The 24,043-nt window shown below is 74.8% G+C and carries 19 protein-coding genes; 9 read left to right on the forward strand and 10 right to left on the reverse strand.

Annotated elements, in window-relative coordinates; genetic code table 11:
- Window positions 1-7: 7 nt before the first annotated feature.
- Window positions 8-2,398 carry a lysylphosphatidylglycerol synthase transmembrane domain-containing protein gene (locus ACFQRF_RS04885; protein ID WP_379869214.1) on the reverse strand — a complete coding sequence of 797 codons (2,391 nt, stop codon included), beginning with the start codon at window positions 2,396-2,398 and terminating at the stop codon, window positions 8-10.
- Between the two features lie 1,696 nt (window positions 2,399-4,094).
- On the opposite strand from ACFQRF_RS04885, the gene ACFQRF_RS04890 reads away from it, so the two are divergent.
- Window positions 4,095-5,078 carry an ATP-dependent DNA ligase gene (locus ACFQRF_RS04890; protein ID WP_379869215.1) on the forward strand — a complete coding sequence of 328 codons (984 nt, stop codon included), beginning with the start codon at window positions 4,095-4,097 and terminating at the stop codon, window positions 5,076-5,078.
- Between the two features lie 126 nt (window positions 5,079-5,204).
- Entirely contained in the window at window positions 5,205-5,561 is a 357-nt protein-coding gene (locus ACFQRF_RS04895) for a transposase (protein ID WP_379869216.1), read from the forward strand.
- Window positions 5,562-6,195: 634 nt separating this feature from the next.
- On the opposite strand, the gene ku is transcribed toward ACFQRF_RS04895, so the two are convergent.
- From ku to iolC, 6 genes are all read right to left on the reverse strand, one after another.
- Window positions 6,196-7,218, reverse strand: a complete 1,023-nt coding sequence (ku, locus tag ACFQRF_RS04900) for a non-homologous end joining protein Ku (RefSeq protein WP_379869218.1) — start codon at window positions 7,216-7,218, stop codon at window positions 6,196-6,198.
- A gap of 110 nt (window positions 7,219-7,328) precedes the next feature.
- A complete protein-coding gene (locus ACFQRF_RS04905; protein ID WP_379869219.1) occupies window positions 7,329-8,825 on the reverse strand; it encodes a CoA-acylating methylmalonate-semialdehyde dehydrogenase in 1,497 nt (498 codons plus the stop codon).
- A gap of 64 nt (window positions 8,826-8,889) precedes the next feature.
- On the reverse strand, window positions 8,890-10,761 hold the full coding sequence (gene iolD / locus ACFQRF_RS04910; protein WP_379869220.1) for a 3D-(3,5/4)-trihydroxycyclohexane-1,2-dione acylhydrolase (decyclizing): 1,872 nt from the start codon (window positions 10,759-10,761) through the stop codon (window positions 8,890-8,892).
- Window positions 10,758-11,672 carry a 5-deoxy-glucuronate isomerase gene (gene iolB, locus ACFQRF_RS04915; RefSeq protein WP_379869222.1) on the reverse strand — a complete coding sequence of 305 codons (915 nt, stop codon included), beginning with the start codon at window positions 11,670-11,672 and terminating at the stop codon, window positions 10,758-10,760. Before iolB ends, iolD begins: the two co-directional genes overlap by 4 nt.
- Before the next feature lie 71 nt (window positions 11,673-11,743).
- Window positions 11,744-12,625 carry a Cgl0159 family (beta/alpha)8-fold protein gene (locus tag ACFQRF_RS04920; RefSeq protein WP_379869223.1) on the reverse strand — a complete coding sequence of 294 codons (882 nt, stop codon included), beginning with the start codon at window positions 12,623-12,625 and terminating at the stop codon, window positions 11,744-11,746.
- Between the two features lie 17 nt (window positions 12,626-12,642).
- Window positions 12,643-13,626: a 5-dehydro-2-deoxygluconokinase gene (gene iolC / locus ACFQRF_RS04925; protein ID WP_379869225.1), complete on the reverse strand. Its 984-nt coding sequence runs from the start codon at window positions 13,624-13,626 to the stop codon at window positions 12,643-12,645.
- Between the two features lie 205 nt (window positions 13,627-13,831).
- On the opposite strand from iolC, the gene ACFQRF_RS04930 reads away from it, so the two are divergent.
- Complete coding sequence (locus tag ACFQRF_RS04930; protein WP_379869756.1) at window positions 13,832-14,536, forward strand: GntR family transcriptional regulator; 705 nt, start codon at window positions 13,832-13,834, stop codon at window positions 14,534-14,536.
- 217 nt (window positions 14,537-14,753) lie between these two features.
- Here the strand turns inward: ACFQRF_RS04930 and ACFQRF_RS04935 are convergent, their stop codons facing one another.
- Window positions 14,754-15,896, reverse strand: a complete 1,143-nt coding sequence (locus tag ACFQRF_RS04935; protein WP_379869226.1) for an alkene reductase — start codon at window positions 15,894-15,896, stop codon at window positions 14,754-14,756.
- 61 nt (window positions 15,897-15,957) lie between these two features.
- On the opposite strand from ACFQRF_RS04935, the gene ACFQRF_RS04940 reads away from it, so the two are divergent.
- The 3 genes from ACFQRF_RS04940 (at window position 15,958) to ACFQRF_RS04950 (ending at window position 19,257) form a co-directional block, all read left to right on the forward strand.
- The gene (locus tag ACFQRF_RS04940) at window positions 15,958-16,317 is read left to right on the forward strand and encodes a MerR family transcriptional regulator (RefSeq protein ID WP_379869227.1); all 360 of its coding nucleotides are present in this window, start codon (window positions 15,958-15,960) and stop codon (window positions 16,315-16,317) included.
- Window positions 16,318-16,441: 124 nt separating this feature from the next.
- On the forward strand, window positions 16,442-18,004 hold the full coding sequence (locus tag ACFQRF_RS04945) for an aldehyde dehydrogenase family protein (protein ID WP_379869229.1): 1,563 nt from the start codon (window positions 16,442-16,444) through the stop codon (window positions 18,002-18,004).
- A gap of 101 nt (window positions 18,005-18,105) precedes the next feature.
- A complete protein-coding gene (locus ACFQRF_RS04950; RefSeq protein ID WP_379869230.1) occupies window positions 18,106-19,257 on the forward strand; it encodes a pyroglutamyl peptidase in 1,152 nt (383 codons plus the stop codon).
- 45 nt (window positions 19,258-19,302) lie between these two features.
- Here the strand turns inward: ACFQRF_RS04950 and ACFQRF_RS04955 are convergent, their stop codons facing one another.
- On the reverse strand, window positions 19,303-19,893 hold the full coding sequence (locus ACFQRF_RS04955; RefSeq protein WP_379869231.1) for a peptidase inhibitor family I36 protein: 591 nt from the start codon (window positions 19,891-19,893) through the stop codon (window positions 19,303-19,305).
- 326 nt (window positions 19,894-20,219) lie between these two features.
- On the opposite strand from ACFQRF_RS04955, the gene ACFQRF_RS04960 reads away from it, so the two are divergent.
- Window positions 20,220-20,981 (forward strand): N-acetyltransferase, encoded by a 762-nt coding sequence (locus ACFQRF_RS04960; protein WP_379869232.1) that lies wholly within the window; start codon window positions 20,220-20,222, stop codon window positions 20,979-20,981.
- A gap of 113 nt (window positions 20,982-21,094) precedes the next feature.
- Here the strand turns inward: ACFQRF_RS04960 and ACFQRF_RS04965 are convergent, their stop codons facing one another.
- Window positions 21,095-21,937, reverse strand: coding sequence for a hypothetical protein (locus ACFQRF_RS04965; RefSeq protein ID WP_379869233.1), 843 nt, complete (start codon window positions 21,935-21,937; stop codon window positions 21,095-21,097).
- 363 nt (window positions 21,938-22,300) lie between these two features.
- Here ACFQRF_RS04965 and ACFQRF_RS04970 point away from each other — a divergent pair, with 363 nt between their 5' ends.
- Entirely contained in the window at window positions 22,301-23,059 is a 759-nt protein-coding gene (locus tag ACFQRF_RS04970) for a metal-dependent hydrolase (RefSeq protein WP_379869234.1), read from the forward strand.
- 163 nt (window positions 23,060-23,222) lie between these two features.
- Window positions 23,223-24,023 carry a 2OG-Fe(II)-dependent halogenase WelO5 family protein gene (locus ACFQRF_RS04975; protein WP_379869236.1) on the forward strand — a complete coding sequence of 267 codons (801 nt, stop codon included), beginning with the start codon at window positions 23,223-23,225 and terminating at the stop codon, window positions 24,021-24,023.
- Window positions 24,024-24,043 lie beyond the last annotated feature (20 nt).

The raw sequence follows: 24,043 nt of genomic DNA on the forward strand, positions 1-24,043 counted from the left end.
TCTCGTATCACAGGGCGCGCCGGCGGGTCAGGTGGTGGAAGGCCGCCCACCCGGGCAGGACCGGCAGCCAGAAGGTCAGCAGCCGGAACAGCAGCACGGCGGGCAGCGCCACCCCGGCCGGCACCCCGGCGACCGCCGTCAGCCCGCCCAGCAGCGCCGCCTCCACCGCACCGAGGCCGCCCGGCGACGGCGCCGCGGAGCCCAGCGCGTTGCCGGCCAGGAACACCACGGCCACCGCCGCGATCGGCGCGTCGCCGCCGAACGCCCGCACCGAGCAGTACAGGCAGAACACGAAGCCGAGGGTGAGCAGCAGCGTGCCTCCCACGCCCAGCGCCAGCCGGCGCGGCTGCTGGGCCAGGTCGAGGAACTGCGGCAGTACCCCCTGGAAGTACGGGCGCACCCGTTGCAGCAGCAGCCGGCGCAGCCCCGGCAGCGCGAACACCGCGGCGACGAGCACGGAGAGCACGGCGGCCACCCCGATGAGGGTCGCCGACGGCGAGAAGTCCGCCGGGTCGGCCGTGCCGGTGAGGTAGGCGCACAGCAGCAGCAGCGGCACGTGAGTGAGCAGGCCCACGAGCTGGGAGACGCCGACCGCCGAGATCGCCAGCGCGGTGGAGGCGCCCTGCAGGGTGACGTAGCGGGTGTTGAGCGCGAGCGAGCCCAGGCCGGCCGGCGCGGCGATCCGCACGAACGACCCTGACAGCTGCACGAGCACGGTCCGCCACAGCGGCAGCCGGATCGGCACGAACCCGATCAGCGCGAGCGCGGCGGCGAACGTGCACACCGCCGACATCAGCAGCGCGCCCGCCGTCCAGGCCAGCGAGGCGTCCTGGATGGTCCGCAGATCGACGTCGGTCAGCTGGGAGACGAGCACGGCGCCGACGACGACCGCGAGCGCGACGCTGACCACCGTGCGCGGGCGCATCCGCTCCAGTTGCGCCGGGCCCGCCGGGGCGTCCGGCGCGACGCGGGTGACCTCGGCGCGGACCTCGCCGAGCGTGCCGCGGGCCGTGCGCAGGTCGTCGCGGACCGCGGGCGGCAGTCCGGCCGGCTGCAGGAACGGCAGCGCCGCCGCCACCGCCTCGGTGCCCAGCTCCCGGACCGCGGTGGCCACGGACCGGCGCGCCCCGACCCGCAGCGCCAGCGTGGTGAGCAGCGCGGCGATGTCCAGGCTGGCGGTGATGGCGCCGGCCGCGACGCTCCCGCCGGACAGGTTCACGAACACGGCCCGCCCGTCCATGCGGACCCCGACCGTGCGCCCGCTCAGGTTGCGGTGCGCGACCCGGTGCCGCTGCAGGAGCGCCAGCTCGCTCCAGACCGCGGCCAGCAGGCGGTCGGTGATCTCGTCGTCGGGGATCTCCTCCAGCGCGCGGGTGCGCCGGTGCTCCCGGACCAGCACCGCGGTTCCCGGCCCGAGCTCCCCCACGGCGAGCAGCCGGGGCGAGGCGGCACCGGCGGCGGCGGCCGCGTAGTCGAGCAGCGCGGCGTGCTCCACGCGGCGGCGCAGGCTGAGCAGCATGGGAGGAGCGGCCGGGTCGCGCAGCAGCAGGCGGCCGAACAGCCGCTTCCACACCCCCGTGGAGACGTCCGCGCGCAGCACCGTCACGTCGAGACGGCGGTCCACGAGATCGACGGCGTACCGCTGGCCGCCCTCGGTGTCGGTGCCCAGTTCGGTGAGCCCGAGCGGGTCGAACCCGAACCTGCGCAGCTCCCGCACCAGCCGGTCGACGGCCAGCGGCGGCCCGGCCACCCCGATGGCGTAGCGGGCGGCCAGGGCGCCGGCCAGTCCCAGCAGCAGGGTGAGCAGCAGCGCGAGGGCGGTGGCGTAGCCCGACAGCAGGACCGACGCCGCGGTGACCGCGATGCCGCCCCAGATGGCGGTGCGGATCCGTGGCAGGTGTCCCAGCGTGGCGGCGCGGGCGTAGGCGATCACGCTCGCCAGGTAGCCGTGCAGCGGGTGGCTGAGCGCTCCGCCGTGCCCCGATCCGGCCAGCAGCACCGGCAGCCCGGCGGGGCCGGCCGGCGAGTTGATGGCGGCGTTGACGCCGACCGCCACCAGGTAGCCGAGCAGCGCGGCGGTCAGTGCGCGGGCGACGTCGCGGAACTCCCGGTGCACCAGCCGCTCGACCGAGGTCGCGCACGCCAGGATGATGACGGTGAGGTTGGCGAGTCCGGCGGCCAGCGCCAGCAGCGCCGGAGGAAGTAACGCGCGCAGTTCCTCGGCCTCGGCCGGGCGGGGGACTCCGGTGGTGGTGAGCCGGACGAGCGCCAGCACCGCGGCGACCACGAGCAGCCCCGCGAGCGCCAGCACGAGGTCGAGGGGCCTGCGCGCGGTCTCCCGCCGGGCGGCACCGTGCGTCGCGGCCGGCTGTCCGGCATCGACCGTTCCTGCGTTCACGCTTTACAGGGTGCCCGACGTCCTGACCTGCCGGAGCCCGCTACGGGTGCGTGTCCGGCACCGGCGGCACGTGGACGGCGGTCACGAGGACCGCCGTGTCCGGTACGGGACGGGGATTCCGCGCCGGCCGCCGCCCGGACAACGTTGCGTGCGGCCCGCGTCGTCCGGCCGAGGGCAGCTGGCGTCCCCCAGCGCGGGGGCCCGCTGGTTCACCGCCGCTGCCGCCCTGCTCGCGCTCTCCGGCGCCGTTGGCGCGGGGTGGCCCCGCTCTTCCTGCCGACGGCGGGTAGTGGCCGGGGCGGGCGCGCCCCGCGTTGAGCCGGTGGCGCCGTCGCGCGCGGCGGCGAGCGACCGGCGGCCGGTCACCGGGTACCTGCGGCCTTCGGACGCTTCGCTCACGACCCGGCGCTGTCCTGGCCGGAAGTGACCGACCACCGGTCGAGCGCTCGGCCGCACCCGCCCGAACGCGAGTGAACCACCGCACCGCGGAAGCCTGCCGCCGTTCCGGGGCCGTGGTCCCTCTGGCCGGACCGGCTCCTGCTCACCATGCCGCCGGGCGGAGGCCCGGTCACCCGGGCCCCGGGCCGCAGCCGCGTCGTGGTCGCCAGGGCCGCCGAGAATCAGCGGCCGGCCTCCGTCGGCTACCTGCGGGCCTTCGCCGCCCTGCGCTCGCACGATCCCCGGAAGCACTACGACGACCGACGTGCCGGCGGCGAACGGCACACCGCTGCCCCGCGAAACCTGTTCAACGAGCTCGTCGACTGCCGCTGCTGCCGCGTGCGAAACCGCACGATCTACGACCCCGACCGGCCTTCGCCCGGTCGCACTCGCCGCCTGACCGGTGGAATCGACTTCCAGCGACATGAGATGGCTCGGTGGTCCACCCTCCGGCACAGGCGAGCGCTCCGTCCGGTCCGTCCAGGGCCGCAGCCCTATTTCGCGGCCCCGGCGGCGTGGTGGTGGGCGCGCACCGTGATGGAGCCGGTGCCGACGACGCGGGGTTCGCCGGTGGCGGCGCCGGGACGTGGTCCGTTCGGCGATTCCGTCCCAGGTGCCGTCCGGCGGCGGTCGCCGGGGGCCGTGGCGTTCGGGCAGGTCCCGCCACGACATGCCGGTGCGGGCGCGGCGCCGGACGCGTTGATGACGCGCCGGTGGCCGACCGGCCGAGCGCCTTCGTGGGGGGCCGGCATGAGCGGGGGGCGAGCAGGTCCCACCCCGGCGCCGGTGCGTTCATGGCGTCGGACCACGTCGACTCGGGGTTCCAGAACTCCGGCCCGCCCCGTGAAATGTCGAATACCGGGCCGGCCGGAAGTGCGGAAGCCGGGCGACGGCGGCCCGCACCGGATGCCCGCGCATGGCTCGCCGGGACGGGCGCCGGGGCCGGACCGGGCGCCGCCGCCGACGGGGGCGGGCGTGCGGCGCGCGGGGCGCCCTCCATCGGCGGGCCATGCGCGAGGTGATCCGAAGATACTCGCCGACGGCGGCCCGCCGTGGCGCCGCAGCGCAGGTCGGCCGGGTCTTATCGCCGCTTGCGTCCCGGTCCGTGGCGGCTTGCCGCGCGGCGGCTGACCACATCAGGTCAGCCCCCGGGACGCCTGGACGGAGCACGCGTGCGCTGTCGCCGCCGTGGCCGAGGCCCGGTGGCGGGCCCTCGTGCGGGACGTCACCGCCAGGGTAGGTCTCCATCATGGAGCCGATGCTGGCGAGGACCGTCGACCGCCTTCCCACGGGAGACGAGTGCGTCTACGAACCCAAGTGGGACGGTTTCCGGGCGATCGCCGACCATCGCGGCGGCCGCGTGCTGCTGACCTCCCGCTCCGGCCGGCGGCTGGACGCCCGGTTCCCCGAGGTCGCCGACGCGGTCGCGGATCAGATACCGCCCGGCACCATGCTGGACGGCGAGATCGTGCGCTGGTCCGGGGACCGCCTCGACTTCGACGCCCTGCAGCGCCGCAACCGCGCCAGCACCCGCACCGCACGGCCACTGGCCCGGAGCGAGCCCTGCCACTACATCGTGTTCGACCTGCTGCGCCTGGAGGGCGCGGACCTGACCCGCCGCAGCCTGGAGCGCAGGCGCGAGGCCCTGGAGCGGCTCTTCGAGGACGTCGACCAGCCGTCCCTGCTCACTCTCGGCTGGCAGACGACCGACCCCGAGACGGCACGGGACTGGTACGACACGCTGCCCGAGGTGGGCGTGGAGGGGCTGGTCATCAAGGACGCCCGCCGCTCCTACCGCCCCGGCCGCCGCGACTGGGAGAAGTTCAAGCACCGCCTCACCACCGAGGCGATCGTCGCCGGCACCATCGGCCCGCCCGACCAGCCGCGTGAGCTGCTGCTGGGCCGCTTCGACTCCCGCACCGGGGATCTGCGCGTGGCCGGCCACACCACGGAGCTGACCAAGCGGCAGAGCGACGACCTGGGCGGCCTGCTGCACCGCGCCGCGGGCGACCATCCGTGGCCGCGCCGCCTCGCGCCGAGGTGGGGCGGGAAGGACCCGATCGCCTACGTGCAGGTCGAGCCGGAGGTCGTCGTGGAGGTGCAGGTCGACGCGGCGAGCAGCGCCGAACAGTGGCGGCACGTGGTGCGGTACATGCGGGTCAGGGCGGAACTGTCACCGGCCGACGTGCCCCTCGACCTCGACCTGGAGAAACGGCCCGACGGGGAGACCGAGCCCGGCTGAGCGGTGGCCATCCGGCGCGGGCCGCCGCGCGGTGGTTCCCGGCCGGCGTCGTGAGCGGGACCCCGAGGCCGGAGTTCGCCAGGAACGCGAGCGCCCGGCCTAGTCCACGGACGCCGAAACCCACCGATGGCGGCTCCTTGGTGTCGTCGGTGTTGGTACCGGGTTTCCGGCGTGCGTGGGGCAGGGTGGGGTCGCCCTGTCCCTGCCGGGGATGGGCACCCGGGTGGGTGCGGGTTCGCCATCGTGGCCGGGGATGTGGCCATCTACCGGGACGCGGGACGCCTGGCCTCCCGCGCCGGGCTCGCGCCGGTCCCGCGCGACTCGGGGCGTATCACCGGCGGCCCGCACCGGCCCGGGCGCCGCCACCGCGGCCTCCGGCGGGTTCGCCACCTGTCCGCGCCGTGGTCCCTGACGGGAACGGGCCGAACCCGGAGTGGCACGCGCGCGAACGCTCCGGGGGAAGGAATCTTCGAGAAGCGCTGATACCTCTGGCCCGCAGACGCGGGGGCGCGTTGTGGGCGCCGCGCGACGACCGCGCGTTCACCCCCTCGACGCCAGGCGTCCGGGAGGCTCGACCCGGTCATGGAAAGTCCCCTCCGCTCTCGGCGCCATAGCGCGCCCGTGGCTGGGGGCAGGGCCCCGGTCGTGCCGCCGAATTCGCGTGCACGGCCCGGTTCCACGACCGGAACCGCGAAATCGGGAGTAACGACGTGCGGTGTCGCCGCCGCTCGGGTCGCGGCAAGGCCGCGCCGATCGCTGTGCATGGGGTGGCCGCCGACGGCCGTCGACGTGATCACCGTGGGTGCCGGCCCGACCGCCCTGCGGCCGGTGGCGACCGCGCCGGTCGGCGCACGGCCGCACGACCGGAGCGGACGGCCACGACAGACGCTGGAGGCCGGCGGACCGGCCGGATCCGGGAGCCGCTGCGCTACCGCGGCCTGCTGGACGGGGCCGCCGGCCCCGTACATCCGGCCCCCAGGTACTCGTTCGGCGATGCCCATGCGGACTTCTCCGCCCTTGGCACCTCCGCCGCGGTGGCCGTCGCTCCCGCACTGCGGCTGGCGCACCTCTCGGCGAGCACGCCCGCGGACTCAGGCCGGACCCGCCGGCCCGCAGGTCAGGAGGCCGCCCGCTTCGACCGCTTGCCGCGACGCTCCGCCTTGGCGACGGCCTCCTCCAGCCCGGCGCGGTCCATCCGGCTGCGCCCCTCGACACCGAGGTCGGCGGCCAGGCGGGTCAGGTCGCGCTTGGTCATCTCCGCCAGCGGCGGGTGCCGGGGCGCCCGCGCGGCGGGAGCGGCCCGCTGCGGCTTCTTCCCCGATGCGGCGGCGGGCCGTTCCCTGCCGCCGCCGGCTCCGGTGCCCCGGCGGCTGCGGATGCTCTCGCGCAGCGCGCTGGTCAGCTCGACGACGTTGGTCTCCTCCTTCGGCGGCGCGGTGCCCGCGTACTTCAGCCGCTGTCCCTTGCTCTTGGCCTCGACCAGTTCCGTGAGGCGCTCGTGGTAGACGTCGGTGTACTGCTCGGGCCGCCAGTCGGCCGCCATCGCCTCAACGAGCTGGGTGGCCAGGGACAGCTCCCGGTCGTCGATCCGCACGTCCGGGACGGACGGAAGCACCTCCTCGGGGTCGCGGATCTCGTCGGCGAAGAACAGCGTGCTCAGCGTGAGCACGCCGTTCTGCGGGCCGATGACCGCCAGGTGCTGGCGGTCCCGCATGACCAGCGTCGCCACGCCGAGCCGCCCGGAGTCCTGCAGCGCCTGGCAGAGCAGCGCGTACGGCTTGGCGGCGGCCTTGGAGTCGGGGGCGAGGTAGTAGGCGCGGTCGTAGCTGAGCGGTTCGATGGCGTCGGCGGGCACGAAGGCGTCGATCTCCAGCGTCCGGGACCTCCCCGGCGCGATCGACTCCAGGTCGGCGCGTTCCACGACCACGTACTCGCCCTCGTCGGTCTCGGCGCCCTTGACGATGTCGCCGGGGGCGACCTCGTCGCCGGTGCGCTCGTTGACCCGCTTGTAGCGGATGCGGTCGGAGGTGTCGCGCTGGAACTGGTGCATGGCGTAGCTGTGCCGCTCCGTGGCGGCGAACAGCGTGACCGGCACGCTCACGAGACCGAACGACAGGCTGCCCTTCCACACCGATGCCATGGCGCCTCCCCCGTACACTGCCGCTCCTACCCGCGCACCGGTGATGACCACGTAAAACCTGGCGGGCGGACGCGTGGCGCCGGGCGTGGCCGGCCGGTCCGGCGGGCCGCTCAGCTGTTGGCGGGGAAGCCCAGGTCCACTCCGGCGTCGGCGGGATCGGGCCAGCGGGTCGTGACGACCTTGCCGCGGGTGTAGAAGTGCACGCCGTCGTTGCCGTACACGTGGTGCTCGCCGAACAGCGACGCCTTCCAGCCGCCGAACGAGTGGTAGCCCACCGGGACCGGGATCGGCACGTTCACCCCCACCATGCCGGCCTGCACCTCCAGCTGGAACCGGCGCGCCGCGCCGCCGTCGCGGGTGAACACCGCCGCGCCGTTGCCCCAGGGGGAGGCGTTGATCAGCTCGATCGCCTCGGTGTAGTCGGCGGCGCGCACCACCGACAGCACCGGGCCGAAGATCTCGTCGCGGTAGGCGTCCATGTCGGGCGTGACATGGTCGAGCAGGCTGACCCCGGTGAAGAACCCGTTCTCGTGCCCGGGAACGGTCAGCCCGGTCCCGTCCACGACCACGGTGGCGCCCTGCTCGCGGGAGCGGGGCACGTAGGAGGCGACCCGGTCGCGGTGCTCCCGGGTGATCAGCGGCCCCATCTCCGAAGCGGGGTCGCCGCCGGGGCCGATGGTGAGCTTGCGGGCGCGTTCGGCGATGCGCTCCACCAGCGGGTCGGCGACGGCGCCGACGGCGACGACCACCGACACGGCCATGCACCGCTCACCGGCCGAGCCGTACCCGGCGGAGACGGCCGCGTCGGCGGCGAGGTCGAGGTCGGCGTCGGGCAGCACCAGCATGTGGTTCTTGGCGCCGCCGAGCGCCTGGACCCGCTTGCCGGCGGCCGAGGCCGTGCGGTGCACGTGCCGGGCCACCGGTGTGGAGCCCACGAAGCTGACCGCGTCCACGTCGGGGTGCTCCAGCAGCCGGTCCACTGCGGGTTTGTCGCCGTTGACGAGGTTGAGGACGCCGTCGGGCAGGCCGGCCTCGGTGGCCAGCCGGACCAGGAGCGCGGTGGCGGAGGGGTCCTTCTCGCTCGGCTTCAGCACGACGGTGTTGCCGCAGGCCACGGCCATGGGGAACATCCACAGCGGGACCATGGCGGGGAAGTTGAACGGGGTGATGGCGGCGACCACGCCGACGGGCTGGCGGATGGCGGAGACGTCCACCCGGCTCGACACCTGGGTGGAGGTCTCGCCCTTGAGGAGCTGGGGGATGCCGCACGCCAGCTCCACGATCTCCAGGCCGCGCGCGACCTCGCCGAGAGCGTCGGAGTGCACCTTGCCGTGCTCGGCGGTGATGAGCCGGGCGATCTCCTCGCGGTGCGCGTTGAGCAGTTCCCGGTAGGCGAACAGTACGGCGGTGCGCCGGGTCAGCGAGGACGCCGCCCAGCCGGGCGCGGCGGCCTTGGCGGCGGCGACGGCGGCGTCGACCTCGGCGGTGCCGGCGAGCGCCACCCGCGCGGTCTCGGCGCCGGTCGCCGGATCGGTGACGGTGCCGTGGCGGCCGGACCGGCCGGGCACGGACCGCCCGCCGATCCAGTGGTCGATGGTGGTGGTCATCGTGTCTTCCTCTCAAGAGACGGCGGGGCGGCCGGGCCCCGCCACGGGAACGGTCCGGCCGGGGTCACAGGTGCCGGCGCCGGCCGCGGACCTGCCGGTCGTAGCCGGCGCGCGCCTCGATGGTGGCAGGCCGGGTGGCGACCTCGGCCACCGGGACGTCCCACCACGCCTGCGCGCCGGGGGCGGCCGGCTCGGGGACGGTCTCGACGTGGACGGCGGCGGGCCGGTCCCCGGCGCGGGCCGCGCGCAGCGCCGCGCGCAGCTCGCCCACGGTGCGCGGCCGGTGCACGGTCACGCCCAGGCTGGCGGCGTTGGCGGCCAGGTCGACGGGCAGCGGGTCGCCGGTGAACGCGCCGTCGGCGTCACGGAACCGGTAGGCGGTGCCGAACCGCTCGGCCCCGACCTGCTCGGACAGGCCGCCTATGGAGGCGTATCCGTGGTTCTGCACGATGACGACGACGATCTTGATGCCCTCCTGCACGGCGGTGACCAGCTCGGTGGGCATCATCAGGTAGGTTCCGTCGCCGACGAGCGCGAACACCTCACGGCCCGGGTCGGCGAGCCGGACGCCGAGTGCGGCGGGGATCTCGTACCCCATGCAGGAGTAGCCGTACTCGACGTGGTACTGGCGCGCGTCGCGCGCCCGCCATAGCTTGTGCAGGTCGCCGGGCATCGACCCGGCCGCGTTGATGACGACGTCGGTGTCGGCGGCGACCTCGGCGAGCACCCCCAGCACCTGGGCCTGGCTGGGGCGGGCGTCCTCGTCGTCGGCGCGGCAGGCGGCGTCGACGGTCCGGTCCCAGCGGCGCGCGGCCTCCCGGTACTCGCGCACGTAGTCCGTGCCGGCCCGGTGGCCGGCCAGTGCCGTGGTGAGGGCGCCCAGCGCGGCGCGGGCGTCGCCGATCACCGGGGTGGCGGCCTGCTTGTGGGCGTCGAAGCCGGTGATGTTGACGTTGACGAAGCGCACTCCGGGCTCGGCGAACAGCGTGCCGGAGGCGGTGGTGAAGTCGGAGTAGCGGGTGCCGACGCCGATGACCAGGTCGGCGGTGCGGGCGATGTCGTCGGCGGCGGCGGTGCCGGTGTGCCCGACCGCGCCGAGCTGGGCGGGGTGGTCGTGGCGCAAGGAGCCGCGCCCGGCCTGCGTCTCACAGACGGGGATGCCGGTGGCCTCGGCGAAGGCGGCCAGCTCGGTCTCGGCCCCGCTGTGGTGCACGCCGCCGCCGGCGATGACGAGCGGGCGGCGGGCCGCGCGGATCCGCTCGGCCGCCAGGCGCACGGACTCCTGATCGGGGACCGGGCGGTGCACGCGCCACACCCGTTCGGCGAAGAACTCCACCGGCCAGTCGTACGCCTCGGCCTGCACGTCCTGCGGCAGCGCGAGCGTGACGGCGCCGGTCTCGGCGGGGTCGGTGAGCACCCGCATGGCGTTCAGTGCCGAGGAGACGAGCTGCTCGGGCCGCCAGATCCGGTCGAAGTAGCGGGAGACCGGGCGCAGACAGTCGTTCACGGTGATGTCGGGGCCGCCGGGCGCCTCCAGCTGCTGCAGCACCGGGTCGGCGGGCCGGGTGGCGAAGACGTCGCCGGGCAGCAGCAGCACGGGGAGGCGGTTGATGGTGGCCAGCGCGGCGCCGGTGACGAGGTTGGTGGCGCCGGGCCCGATGGAGGTGGTGACGGCCTGGGTGGCCAGCCGCCCGTTCTGCCGGGCGTAGCCGACGGCCGCGTGCACCATCGCCTGCTCGTTGCGGCCCTGCAGGTAGGGCAGCTCGCCGCGGGACTCCAGCAGCGCCTGGCCGATGCCGGCGACGTTGCCGTGGCCGAAGATCCCCCAGCAGCCCGCGACGAGCCGGCGGCGCTCGCCGTCGCGTTCGGTGTACTGGCGCGCGAGGAAGCGCACCAGCGCCTGGGCGACCGTCAGGCGTTCCGTGCCGCCGCTCATGCGGACTCCTCCCCCGTGGCGGTGCCGTCCGGGTGCGCGGGCGGCGCGGTGTACAGCGGGAGCCGCGGGTCGGCCGGCTGGTCGGCCCAGGTGGCGCGGACCCAGGCGTGCGCGGGGTCGTCGCAGATGAGCCAGGCCCGTTCCGGCGAGGGACCGGCCATCACGTTGAGGTAGTACATGTCGTAGCCGGGCACCGCCATGGACGGACCGTGCCAGCCATCGGGGATCAGGACGACGTCGCCGCTGCGCACCTCGGCGAGCACGTCGCTGGGATGGTCGGGGCCGGAGGGGTAGACGCGCTGGTAGCCGACGCCGGGCCCGGCCGGGCCGTCGGCGATCTCGAAGTAGTAGATCTCCTCCAGCCGCGACTCGCCGTCGCGCTCGGTGTCGTGCTTGTGCGGCGGGAACGACGACCAGTTGCCGGCCGGGGTGAGCACCTCCACCGCGATGAGCCGGTCGGCCTCGAACACCCCGGCAGCGCAGAAGTTGTTGACCTGCCGGCTGGCCTGGCCGGCGCCGCGCAGTTCCACGGGCACGCCGGAGGCCGGGCCGTAGCGCGCGGGCAGCCGGCGGTCGCAGCGGGCGCCGGCGAGCGCGAACCGGCCGCCGCCCTCGGAGACGACGCCGACGCGCGCGTCGCGCGGCAGGTAGGCGAAGTCGGTGACGCCGTCGAACACGCCACTGCGGCCGGTGAGGCGGAAGGTGCCGCCGTCGGCCTCGACCGTGCAACCGCCCGAGAGCGGCAGCAGCACCCACTCGCTGTCGCCGGTGCCGAAGGAGTGCCGTCCGCCGGGCGGCAGCTCCAGCACCCGCAGCGCGGAGTACCCCCATCCGGCGCTCTCGGGGTCGACGTGGGTGCGGTAGGGGCCGGTCGCGGTGCTGCCCGCCGGCCGGTGCAGGGTCGGGCTCACGTGGGTGCCTCCTTGGGCGGTTCGGTTCCCGGAACGGCCGGGCGAAGCAGCCGCCGCGCGGGCGGGCGGCGTCACAGCAGACCGACGGCGGTGTCGACGGCGCCGGCCACGTCGTCATCGGGCGGGTAGAGCAGGGTGCGGCCGACGACGAGCCCGTAGACCGACGGCAGCCGCAGCGCCTTGTGCCAGCGCTGGAAGGTGGCGTCGGCGTCGCCGGAGACCTCGCCGCCCAGCAGCACCAGCGGCAGCGTGGTGGCCTCGGCCACCCGTGCCATGTCGTCGACGTCGCGGGTGAGCGGCACCTTCAGCCAGGTGTAGGCGGAGGTGGCGCCGATCCCGGAGGCGATGGCGATGGAGCGGATCACCGCTTCCACCGAGACGTCGTTGCGGACCCGCCCGTCGACGCGCCGGGAGACGAACGGCTCGACCATGGCGGTCAGTCCGCGTTCGGCGAGCTCGGTGACGGCCGTCGCGGCGCCCACCATGGTCGCGAGGCTGCCGGGGTCGGTGTCGTCGATGCGCAGCAGCAGCTTGCCGGCGTCGAAGCGGGACCGTTCGATGTCGGCGGCGCGGTAGGCGGTGAAGCGGTCGTCCATCTCGAACGCCGCGCCGGCCAGCCCGCCGCGGTTCATCGAGCCCACGACCACCTTGTTCTCCAGGGCGCCGAGGAGCAGCAGGTCCTCCAGGATGTCGGGGGTCCCCAGGACACCGTCCACTCCGGGGCGCGCCAGCGCGACGCACAGCCGCTCCAGCAGGTCCAGGCGGCTGGCCATGGCGTGCGGCCGGCCGGCCACGCCGAGGGCGCCCCGGGCGGGGTGGTCGGCGGCGATGATCATCATGCGGCCGTTGCCGGCGAGCAGCGGGCGACGGCGGCGGCGCCGCGCCGCCTCCGTGATCGCCTCGGGCCGGGTCGCGCGCAGCCGCGTCAGCTCGCTGATGCCGGGAGTGGACACGCTTCTCTCTTTCGGGGTCACGCGGGGGGCGGGGCGGTGGCGGTGACTCCGGCCGCCGGTCGGCCGGCCAGCACCTCCTCGATCTCGGCGGCGTGCGGCATGGCCGAGGAGCAGGCGAGCCGCCCTGCGACGATGGCTCCGGCCGCGTTGGCGGCGTCGATCGTGCGCCGCAGTTCCCAGCCGGAGAGCAGGCCGTGGCAGAGGGCGCCGCCGAAGGCGTCCCCGGCGCCGAGGCCGTTGACGACGTCCACGGGGACCGGCGGGGCGGCGACGCGCTCGTTCCTGGTGGCGGCGAGCACTCCGGCGGGGCCCTGTTTGACGACGGCGAGCTCCACTCCGGCGGCGAGCAGCGCGTCGGCCGCCGCGTCGGGATCGCGGGTGCCCACGGCGCGTTCGCACTCCGCGAGGTTGCCGACGGCGACGGTGGCGTGCCGGAGCGCCTCCTGGTAGTGGGCGCGCGCCGCGTCGTGGTCGGTCCAGAACATCGGCCGCCAGTCGAGGTCGAAGACGGTGATGCCGCGCCTGGCCCGGTGCTCCAGGGCGGCCAGGGTGGCGGTCCGGCTGGGTTCGGCGCACAGGCCGGTGCCGGTCATCCAGAAGACGGTGGCCGCGCCGATGGCGTCGAGGTCGAGCTCCTCGGGATGGATCTCCAGGTCGGGGGCCTTGGGCTCCCGGTAGAAGTAGAGCGGGAAGTCGTCGGGCGGGAAGATCTCGCAGAAGGTCACCGGGGTGGGGTAGCGGGCGACGGGGGTGACCCAGCGGTCGTCGACGCCGAAGTCGGCGAGCGCCCGGTGCAGGAACGCGCCGAAGGGGTCGTCGCCGGTGCGGGTGATGACGGCCGTGCGGTGGCCGAGCCGGGCGGCGGCCACGGCGACGTTCGTCGCGGAGCCGCCCAGGAACTTGCCGAACGTCTCCACCTCGGCCAGGGAGACGCCGGTCTGCAGGGGGTAGATGTCGACGCCGATGCGCCCCATCGTGATGACGTCGAACGCTGTCGCCATGAGGTGCCCTCCGCTGCTCAGCCTGCCGGGACCATCTGTACTAGGCGCCCCCAGACCATGTCAACCATTTGTCCTGACATACTTACTTCACGACTTCCGGCGCCGTTGGTAGGGTGTGCGCGTGACCACGCCGAAGACCACGTCGGCCGACCGCGCGGCCCCCTGGGATCCGGGCACCGAGATCGTGGTGGACCACGCCAGCCCGATGCCGCTGTACTTCCAGGTCGCCACCCAGCTGGAGGCGGCCATCGACTCCGGTGCGCTGCCGGCCGGCAGCCGCCTGGACAACGAGGTCCAGCTCGCCCGCCGCCTCGGGCTGTCCCGGCCGACCGTCCGCCAGGCCATCCAGACCCTGGTCGACAAGGGCCTGGTCGTTCGCAAGCGCGGGGTCGGCAGCCAGGTCGTCCACAATCGGGTCAAGCGCGCGCTGGAGCTCAGCAGCCTCTACGACGACCTGTCCGCCATCGGCCAGCAGCCCACCACCCGCGTGCTGGCCAACACGGTCGAGCCCGCCTCCGCCCAGGTGGCCCGCGCACTCGACGTCCCGGAGAAGACGCAGGTCTGGCACCTGGAGCGGGTCCGCCACGCCCGGTCCGAACCCATCGCGCGGATGCGCAACTACCTGCCCGCCGACCTGATCCCGATCCCCGACGACGCCCTCCTCGCCGAACGCGGCCTCTACCAGCTGCTGCGCGCCGGCGGCGTCCGCCTGCACGCCGCCCACCAGACCATCGGCGCCCGCGCCGCCGGCCGCGCCGAGGCCGAACTCCTGGACGAACCCGAGGGCGCCCCGCTGCTCACCATGGAGCGCACCGCCTACAACATCGAGGGACGCGTGGTCGAGTACGGCACGCACCTGTATCGCGCCTCCCGGTACTCCTTCGACCTCTCCCTGCGCGGGCCCGCCTGAGCCCGCGCGCCCGGCCGGGCCCGGCCGGGCGGTGAGCGCGGGAAACGCGGCGGAGGCGTGGCGGGCGGGCGGCACGCCGGAGTCGTTCCCCGGATGGCACCGGGGAACACCGGTGGCGCGGGCGGTCCGCCGTCTCGCGCGGCGCCGGTCACCGCCGTCCCGGCCCGGCGCCGCAGCCGAAGAGACCGGCCGGGCGCGGCCCGTCGCCTCGCCGCCGTCATCCCACGGCGCCGTCCGGCACAGCGGCCGTGTCCCGCACCGGCACGACCGCGCCGGTCCGCGGGGACAGCGGCGGGTAGTCGGTGTACCCGGCGGCGCCGTGCGTGTACAGGTGCGACGGGTCGTGGTCGTTGAGGGGCGCGCCGAGGGCGAAGCGGGTGGGGAGGTCGGGGTTGGCGATGAAGGCCCGGCCGTAGGAGACCAGGTCGGCGCGTCCGGACGCCAGGACGGCCTCGCCGGCCTCCTTCGTGGTGCGGTCGCGGTTCTCCCCCACGTTGGCGACGAGGGTGCCGTGCCAGCGGGGGCGGAGGTCATCCAGGGCCGGGTAGTCGTCGTTGTCGGTCAGGTGCAGGTAGGCCAGGCCCAGGCCGTCCAGTTCGTCCACCAGCGCCCGGTACACCGGGCCCGGATCGGTCTCCACCATGTGGAACTGCGGGTTGCCCGGCGACAGCCGCAGCGCGGTGCGTTCGGGTCCCACTGCCCGGGCCACCTCGGTGACGACCTCGATCGCGAACCGGAGGCGGTTCTCCAGCGAGCCGGCCCCGTACTCGTCCGCGCGCAGGTTGGTGTTGTCGGCGAGGAACTGGTGGATGAGGTAGCTGTTGGCCCCGTGCAGTTCGACACCGTCGAAGCCCGCGGCCATCGCGTTGCGCGCCGCGGCGGCGAAGTCCCGCACGGCCTGCCCGATCTCCGCGCGCGTCATCGCGCGCGGGAGCACCGGATCGGCCTTCCGGCCGTCGCGGACGTGCACCCGTCCCGGCACGAGGACGGCGGACGGGCCCGCCGGGACGTCGCCGAGCAGCCGGGCCAGCGGATGGCCCTTACGGCCGCCGTGCATCAGCTGGGCGAAGATCCGCCCGCCCGCCGCGTGCACCGCGTCGGTGACGGCCCGCCAGCCGCGCACGTGTCCGGGCGTCTCCAGGCCCGGCAGGCGCCAGTCGGACTGGCCGGGGCGGCTGGGCCAGATCCCCTCGGTGATGATGAGCCCGGCACCGGCGCGCTGGGCGTAGTGGTCGGCCACCACCGGCAGCGGCGTGCCGTCCTCCGTGGCACGGTGGCGCGACATCGGCGCCATGACCATGCGGTTGGGGAGCGAGAGCGGTCCGAGCCGGTACGGGGTGAGAAGTGCGGAGTGCGACATGCCGGTACGGTAGGACTTGACATCAGTGTCAGATTCAACCTCCGAGCCGGGCAGGAACCCCATGCGCATCGGTGAACTCGCACGCCGCACCGGAGTCAGCGAACGCTCGCTCCGCTACTACGAGCAGCAGGGCATGCTCACCGCCCAACGCACCCCGGGCGGCCACCGCGACTACTCCGAGGCCGCCGTCGACCGCGTCATCCGCATCCAGGAACTCTTCGCCGCCGGCCTGTGCAGCGAGAAGATCGTCGAGTTGCTGCCCTGCATGCGCGACACCGACGGCGGCCCCGCCGGCACCGCCACGCCGCGGCTGGTCGCCGACCTGACCGCCGAGCGCGCGCGCATCGACCGCACCATCGGCGACCTCATCCGCTCCCGCGAGGTCCTCGACGAGGTGATCAAGGCGGCGTCCGGCCCCTGACCGGCCACCGCCCGCTCCGCCGGTTCCGGCCCAGGTTTCGCGGCACCCCCGCGCGGTTACATCCCGGCCTGACCCCGGCCACCGCCGCCGGGCCGCCCGTCTGTCCGACAGCAATGGAGCACCTGTGACAGTCACCGCGCCCCCCGACCTGAGCTCGGTCATCGCCGGGAAGCCGCTGCCGCCCTCCGAACGGCCGTACTCCTCCACCAACCCCGCCCGCACCGCCGACGTCGTCGCGCGGGTCAGCCTCGCCGGCCCCGGTGACGTGGTCGCCGCCTGCCGTGCCGCCAAGGCCGCGCAGGCCGAATGGGCGCGGGTCCCCGCGCCCATCCGCGGGCAGGTCGTCGCCAACATCGGCGAACTGGTGGCCGCCAACAAGGAGGCCCTGGCGCGCTCCGTCACCCGTGACATCGGCAAACCCCTCGCCGAGGCCCGCGGCGAGGTGCAGGAGATCATCGACACCTGCGAGTTCTTCCGCGGCGAGGGGCGCCGCCTCTACGGCCAGACCGTCCCCTCCGAGATGCCCGACAAGCAGCTCTACACCTTCCGCAACCCGGTGGGGGTGGCCGCGGTCATCACCGCCGGCAACTTCCCGGTCGCCGTGCCCGCCTGGTACATCGTCCCCGCCCTGCTCGCCGGCAACGCCGTCGTCTGGAAACCAGCGGAGTACTCCGCCGCCTGCGCCTGGGACCTGTACCGGCTCTTCGTCCGCGCCGGCATCCCGCACGGCGTCCTCAACCTCCTCTACGCCGACGGCGAGGACACGTTCACCGGACTGGAGAGCGCCCTCGCCGAGCGGCTGGTGGACAAGGTCGGCTTCACCGGCTCCAGCGCGGTCGGCGCCCGGATCGGCGAGCTCTGCGGGCGGCACCTGCAGACCCCGTGCCTGGAACTGGGCGGCAAGAACCCGATGGTCGTCACCGAGGACGCCGACCTCGACCTCGCCGTCGAGGGCGCGCTGTTCTCCGGCTTCGGCACCGCCGGCCAGCGCTGCACCTCCCTGGGCACCGCGATCGTGCACGAGTCGGTCCACGAACGCTTCGTCGGCCTGCTCGCCGAGGCCACCGCCGCCGCGCCCATCGGCGACCCCACCGCCGACGTGCTCTACGGCCCCATGATCAGCGACCGCTTCGCCGAACGCTACGAGGGCTACCTCGGCTGGATCCAGGACCACCACCGTGTCCTCGGCTCCACCGCCACCGGGCGCGTCACCGCGGCCGCGCCGCGCGCCGGTTTCGTCGGCGACCCCGACGCCGGCCTCTTCTACCACCCCGTCATCCTCGACAACGTCCGCCCCACGGACACGATCTTCACCGAGGAGACCTTCGGCCCCATCATCGGCGTCACTCCGTACCGGACCCTGGACGAGGCCGTCGAACTCGCCAACCTCCCCGGATACGGACTGTCCAGCGCCATCTACACCCGCGATCCGGCCAAGGTGTACGCCTTCCGCACGGGCATCGGCGCGGGAATGGTCAGCGTGAACAACTCCACCTCGGGTGCCGAAGCCCACCTTCCCTTCGGCGGCAACGGCCGCTCCGGCAACGGCGGCCGGCTCTCCGGCGTCTGGGTCCTCGACCAGTTCACCCGCTGGCAGTCCATGAACTGGGACTACTCCGGCCGGCTGCAGAAGGCGCAGATGGACGTCCTGGCCATCGACGCCGACCTCGGCTTCCGGCTCGGCTGACGGCCGCCTCCCAGGGCGGCGTCACCGCCGCCCTGGCGGGCCCGACGCGTCCCCGCGAGCCGGTACGGTTGCCGCAACCCCCGGCAGCGTGAGAGGACGACGTGAGCAGACCCACCCGGACCGTCGAAGAGGCCCGCGCCGACCTGGAGGTGCCACAGGCGCTCCTGCGCCGGTCCGGGTTCGCCGCGGCGCTCCCGCTGTTCGCGGCCGACCTCGACGACGCCGCCGACCTCGGCCAGGCCCGCCAGGTCGTCTCCTCGCACGGACGGCGGCTCTGGGGCGAGGCCGTGCGCGGCGACCCCGCCGACGACCGTCCCCTCTACTGGGCGCGCCTCACCCTCACCGCCCGGCTGCGCGCGTGGCGGCCGGCGTTCCCGCTGCCCGACGCCGACCGCGCCGACCTGCTCGCCCGCCTCGAACACGCCTCGCGCGGCCACGACGACCTCGTCTTCCCCCCGGACGACGGGCTGCTGCGCGTCATCGTCACCGGCTTCGACCCGTTCGGGCTGGACGCCGACATCCGCCGGTCCAACCCCTCGGGCGTGGCCGCCATCACCCTGCACGGCACCGACCTGACCGTGCACGGCCGCCGCGCCGTCCTGCGCGCCGCGCTCTTCCCGGTGCGCTGGCGCGACTTCACCGACGGCATGGTGGAGCGTGCTCTGCTGCCGCACTACACGGCGGAGGCCGGTCCCGCCGACGCGGTGGTCACCGTCAGCCAGGGCCGCCCCGGGTCGTTCGACCTGGAGGTGTACAACGGCGCGTGGCGGGGCGGCGGCACCGACAACGACGGCCGCGCCGCCGAGGGCCAGGTCCCGGTCTCCCCGGAGGTGCCGGCGCCGCGTCCGCAACCGCAGTGGACCACGACCACCCTGCCCTACGCCGAGATCGCCGCCGCCGGCACCGGCCGCTATCCGGTGCGTGGCAACACCGAGGTGACCGAGATCCCCGCCGGGGGCGGCGAGCCGGTGGTCCGGCCCGACGGGCCCACGCCCGGCTCCACGGCCCGCGCGGGTGGCGGCGGCGACTACCTGTCCAACGAGATCGCCTACCGCAACACCCTGCTGCGTGACGCCACCGGCCGCCCGGTCGCGGCCGGGCACGTGCACACGCCGGTCCTCGCCTTCGCGGCGGGGAACACCGGCGCCGTCACCGATCCGGAGTTCGAGGACACCCGCACGGCGATCGTCGCCCAGACCCGGGCCATTGTGGCGGCGGCGCTGGAGTACGGGACACGGCCGGACGAGAAGTAGCCTTCGGCCCGCACCGGGGCGGTTCCGGCCGGTCCGGCCGGTCCGCTAGTAGATCTCCACCCGGTCGGCCTTGTTGTTCCAGTTCCCACCGCCCGGGTAGCTCAGCGCGCCGAGGTCCCCCAGCCCCACGCCCGCGCCGACGAGCAGCGTGCGGTCGGGCTGCAGGGTGCGCACGTCGATCAGCGCGGCGCCGTACTGCACGCGCCGGTTCGCGGCGCTGTTGGCGCGGTCGCGGAAGTCCCAGTCGGCGAGGTTCTTGGTACCGGGCGCGCTCCACTGCAGCCGCCGGCCCGCGTAGGCGCGGTTGTCCCAGATGCACACCCAGCCCGCTGGGCAGTCGTAGAGGTCGCGCGTCCCGATTTCGGAGTGGGCCGGGCCGAGCCCCGTGGCCTCCCGGTATGCGGCGTCGTCGTCGAAGCAGCGGACGTCGGACGGCCCGAACTCGGCGCACACGGTGGCGCCGTCCCAGCCGTCGGCCAGGTCGATCCGTTCGCCGTTGTAGGTGGCGATGACGCCGGTGCCGTCACCGGCCGGCGACGACGCGCGCGTCGTCTCGGCGGCGGCGGAGGTCGGCAGCCCCGTCGCCAGCGTGATCGCCGCGGCGGTGACCGCGGCGAACTGGTGGCTCCTGCGCATGTCTGACTCCTCAGCTGGGAACGGGCGCGGTGGTCGCCCGGTCGGCACACGGTTTCTCCGGCGCCCGATGCCGGGGGCCGGGGTTCGTCACACATTCGGGGCCCGCCGCGAACGGGGCCCGGGGAGAAGTACGGAGGCCGGTCCGCCCGTCGAAGCGTTCCGCTCAGGGGGGCCGGCGTCGTACACGTTAGGGTGCCGAGCACGTCGCGTCAGGATCGGCGGCGCGGAATTCGGCAATCCCCGAAAGACGGAGGTCAGTCGCGAGATCGTCCGAAACCGTACTCCCGCCGCGTTTCCGGCACGGGTGGTTATGCCAAACTCCCGCCATGCCTGACAAAACCCCCATTGTCATGTCCTTAGCGGAGCGTCCGGATCTGTTTCCGCGGTTCCACGAGCTCGACGGGATCTGGCCCACCTTCATGGGAGCCGACCCCGCCGTGCGGACCTTCCGTGAGCATCTGGAGGACTTCAGCGAATACCTGCTGGTCGCTTTCGATCCGGACGAGCCGGACCGGCTCGTCGCGCGTGCGACGAGCATCCCGTTCCAGCTGGCGCGCGGCGACGGCGGGCCGGAGCCGCTGCCCGACACGGGCTGGGACCAGGTGGTGCGCTGGGCGGCGGCCGACCTGCGCTCCGGCGCCGAGCCGGACACCGTCTCCGCGCTGGAGATCACCGTCGCCCGCGACCAGCTCGGACGGGGCTGGTCGCGGCACATGGTGGCGGCGCTGCGCGAGAACTGCCGCCGGCTCGGGTTCGACACCCTGGTCGCCCCGGTGCGTCCCAACGGCAAGCACCGGCACCCGCAAGTGCCGATGACCGAGTACGCCTACTGGTGCCGGGACGACGGCCTGCCCATCGACCCGTGGATCCGGGTGCACGCCCGCCTCGGCGCCGTGATCGAGGGGGTCTGCCCGCTGTCGATGACGGTGCCGGGCACTCTCGCGCAGTGGCGGAACTGGACCGGGCTGCCGTTCGACGCCTCGGGTCCGGCGGAGGTTCCGGCCGCGCTGGTGCCCGTGCAGGTCAGCGTCGAGCACGACCACGCGGTGTACGTGGAGCCGAACGTGTGGATGCGGCACAAGCTCTGAGCGCCCGGCGAGCCCGTCCGGGGCCGCACGTCACGATTTCGCGAGGCACGGCGGCTCCGTAGCCGTCTCTCCGTAGCCGGTCTCTCCACGGCCCCGGCCGCTTCCGGCCGTCCTCAGCCGGCGCGGCCGGGGGCCCGGCGTGTCAGGGCCGCGCGCGGATCGGGGGCGGCGGGGTGGAGCCGCCCCGCCGCGTCCGGCCGTGGGCTTTTCGGCCGGCCGGCCGCGTCGGCGACCGCCGCGGACAGCGAGTACGGCGCGCCGGTGCGGCGCGCCGCCCGCCGGTTCGCCTCGTAGTCGAGGTAGGGGTTGCGCACCCCGCTCGCGGCGGCGATCCGCGCCGCGTTCAGGGTGCCGGCCCGGTCCAGCGCGCCGGCCAGCTCCAGCAGCCGGTCCCAGTGCGGGCTCAGCCGTTGCGCGACCCAGGTGTGGACGGTCGGCAGGTCCAGAACTCCGGGGCCGTCGCTGCGGACCGTGACGAACCGCAACGGCGGGTCCAGGTCCGCCAGGGTCGCGATGATCTTGTCGTGGTCGTTGCGCGCGTCCAACGAGACGTCGACGTCGACGGCGCGGGTCCACAGGCCCTCCTGGCGCAGCCAGCGCAGCTCGGCCCACTCTCCGGCGGCGTTGAGGGTGACCTCGTCCCGCCACAGCACGGCCGGTCCCACGTCGAGCGTGTAGTCGTCCAGCGGGCTGACGTAGAGGAAGTCCGCCATCGTCAGGCCGCCGTCGAGGGAGAAGGCCAGCCGGGTGTGACCGCCCGTGAATTCGTACTCGCCGCTGTCCTCGTCGTGGTAAGGGTTCTCCGGGGTGTTGATGCGCATGGACTCCACCGCCACCCGGGCGAGCATGGCCGCCATGGCGTGCCCGGCCTCGTGGACGGCCGTCCGGAACCGCTGGATCCGCGCGTCGTAGAGTGCCCGGTCGGGGTCGGGCGAGGGGGAAGAAGCCGGGCACATCGGGCCTCCAGCGCGGATCACCGTGATCGGGGGGTGGCGCGCCGCGTCGTGTCCCCGGAGGGCCCGCGGCCTGTCCGGCGCCTGGCCGATCGTATCGGCATCCGGCGCAGGCCCGACACGGTAAAGGCCGCCACCATCTCACACAGTGTGATGGATTGTCCCGCTTTCCGGGACGATCCGGCCTCGGCTGGGTAAAGTCGCGGTGACATGCCCTGTAACGGGGGATGCCGCGTTCCGCCTGCCCTCCGTCCGCCACGGATCGTGGCGGCGCCGCCACGAGTCCCGTCCCCGTCGACCGCCCGCTCCCCCCCCCCCGCCGTCTCCTGCCCGCGTCCTGCGGCCTTCCCCCCAGGAGGTCCCCCCATGATGGGTTCATCGCACGCCGCCTCCGGCGCCCTGGCCGGCGCCGGGGCGGCGGCGCTGCTCGCCCCCGCCGTCAGCGACGGCGGGCTGTTCGATCTCGCGGCAGGCGTGCTCGTGGGCGCCGGCGCGGCGCTGCTTCCGGACCTGGACCATCCGCAGAGCACCGCCACCCGATCCCAGGGCCCGCTGACGCGGCTCGCGCACGCCGGCGTCGCCCGGGCGTCGCGTGCCGTGTTCCTCAGGACCCGTACCGGCGCCGATCTCGGCGGCCATGACCGTGACGGCGTGCACCGGCACCTGTCCCACACCCCGCTCGTGGCGCTCGCCGTGGGGGCGGCCGTCGCGGTGTCGGGCCTGTGGTGGCCGCTGCTCGCGGCGGTTCTGTGGTTCACGGTGAGCCTCGGCCTGCGCGGGCTGGGCCAGTGCCTCGGCCGGGGCGAGACGCGGCGGACGCTGCGCTCGTGGCCCGCCGTCTCCGCGCTCGCCGCCGGGACGGCCGCGCTGCTCGTCTGGGGCGGCGTCTCGGCGCCGTTCACCGGCGTGCTGGTCGCCGCCGGAATGGTGGTGCACGTGCTGGGCGACGCGCTCACCCGGGCCGGAGTGCCGCTGCTGTGGCCGGTGGTCCACCGCGGACGGCGCTGGTGGATGGTCCGGGCGCCGCTCACCTTCGCCACCGGCGACGGATGGCAGGAGCGGGCCGTGCGCTGGGCGTGCCTGGCGGGCACGGTCCCGGTGGCACTGCTGACGCTCGCCGCCTGAGCGGATGGACCGGACGGCCGGCCGCGCCGGTCCGAGGCGCGGATTTGAAACGGAATTGGCCCCGGCCATGTGGCGGCGGCGCTCCGGCCGCGGTCAGGATTGAGCCAGCCGGTCCGCCCGGCGCATCCCGACGTATCCGCGATCCGCGCCATGGGGAGGCGACGTGCTCCGGACGGCTCTCGACCCGCTGTTCACCGCCGTGGAGGCCGCCGCCTTCACCGACCGCCACGTCGCCAACCTCACGGCGGGCACGGTCGCCGCGGTCCGCGTCGCGGAGTTCCTCGGCCCCGGCGCCTGCGCGGCCACGCTGGACGGAATGGCGCGCCTGCCCACCTCCCACTACGACCCCGCCCGGGTCCCCGGCCACGTCGTGCGGTTCGGCCCGGCGCTCAACGACTACCGGACCGCCGACGGCGGCCTGGACACCGGCCGCTACTGGCCGGCCGCCGAGACGGCCGCCACCGCCTGGCGGCGCGCCGGGATGCGGCCGGACCCGGTCGCCTTCGCCCTCGACCGGATCGGTGCCGCGTGGAGCGCCCCCGTCGCCCCGGCCACCATCGCGGGCCGCCCCGTCTTCGGCGGCACGCTACGGGAGATCAACACCGGGGCCCTCATCCACTACGACGACATCAACCGCGAGTTCCCGCACGGGCTGTTCGACCAGGACGTCGTCGCGCAACTGGCCTTCAACCTCTGGGTCGCCGTCCCGGAGACCGGCGGCGCCACCACCGTGTGGCGGCACCGCTGGGACCCCGTGGACGAGCACCACCGCGACGCCTACGGATACCGGCCCGAAGTGGTCGGGCACTGCCAGCGGGTGAGCCTCGTCCCCCGGCTCGGCGACGCGCTGCTCTTCAACCCGGCGAACTTCCACGCGGTCGAGCCCAACCCGGGCGGGCGCCGCATCGCGTTCGCGTTCTTCCTCGGCCTCACCACCACCGGCCGGCTCATCGCGTGGTCGTGAGGCGGGCGGCCGGGCCGGAG

The organism is Marinactinospora rubrisoli (assembly GCF_042664915.1).
GTDB classification, from domain to species: domain Bacteria; phylum Actinomycetota; class Actinomycetes; order Streptosporangiales; family Streptosporangiaceae; genus Marinitenerispora; species Marinitenerispora rubrisoli.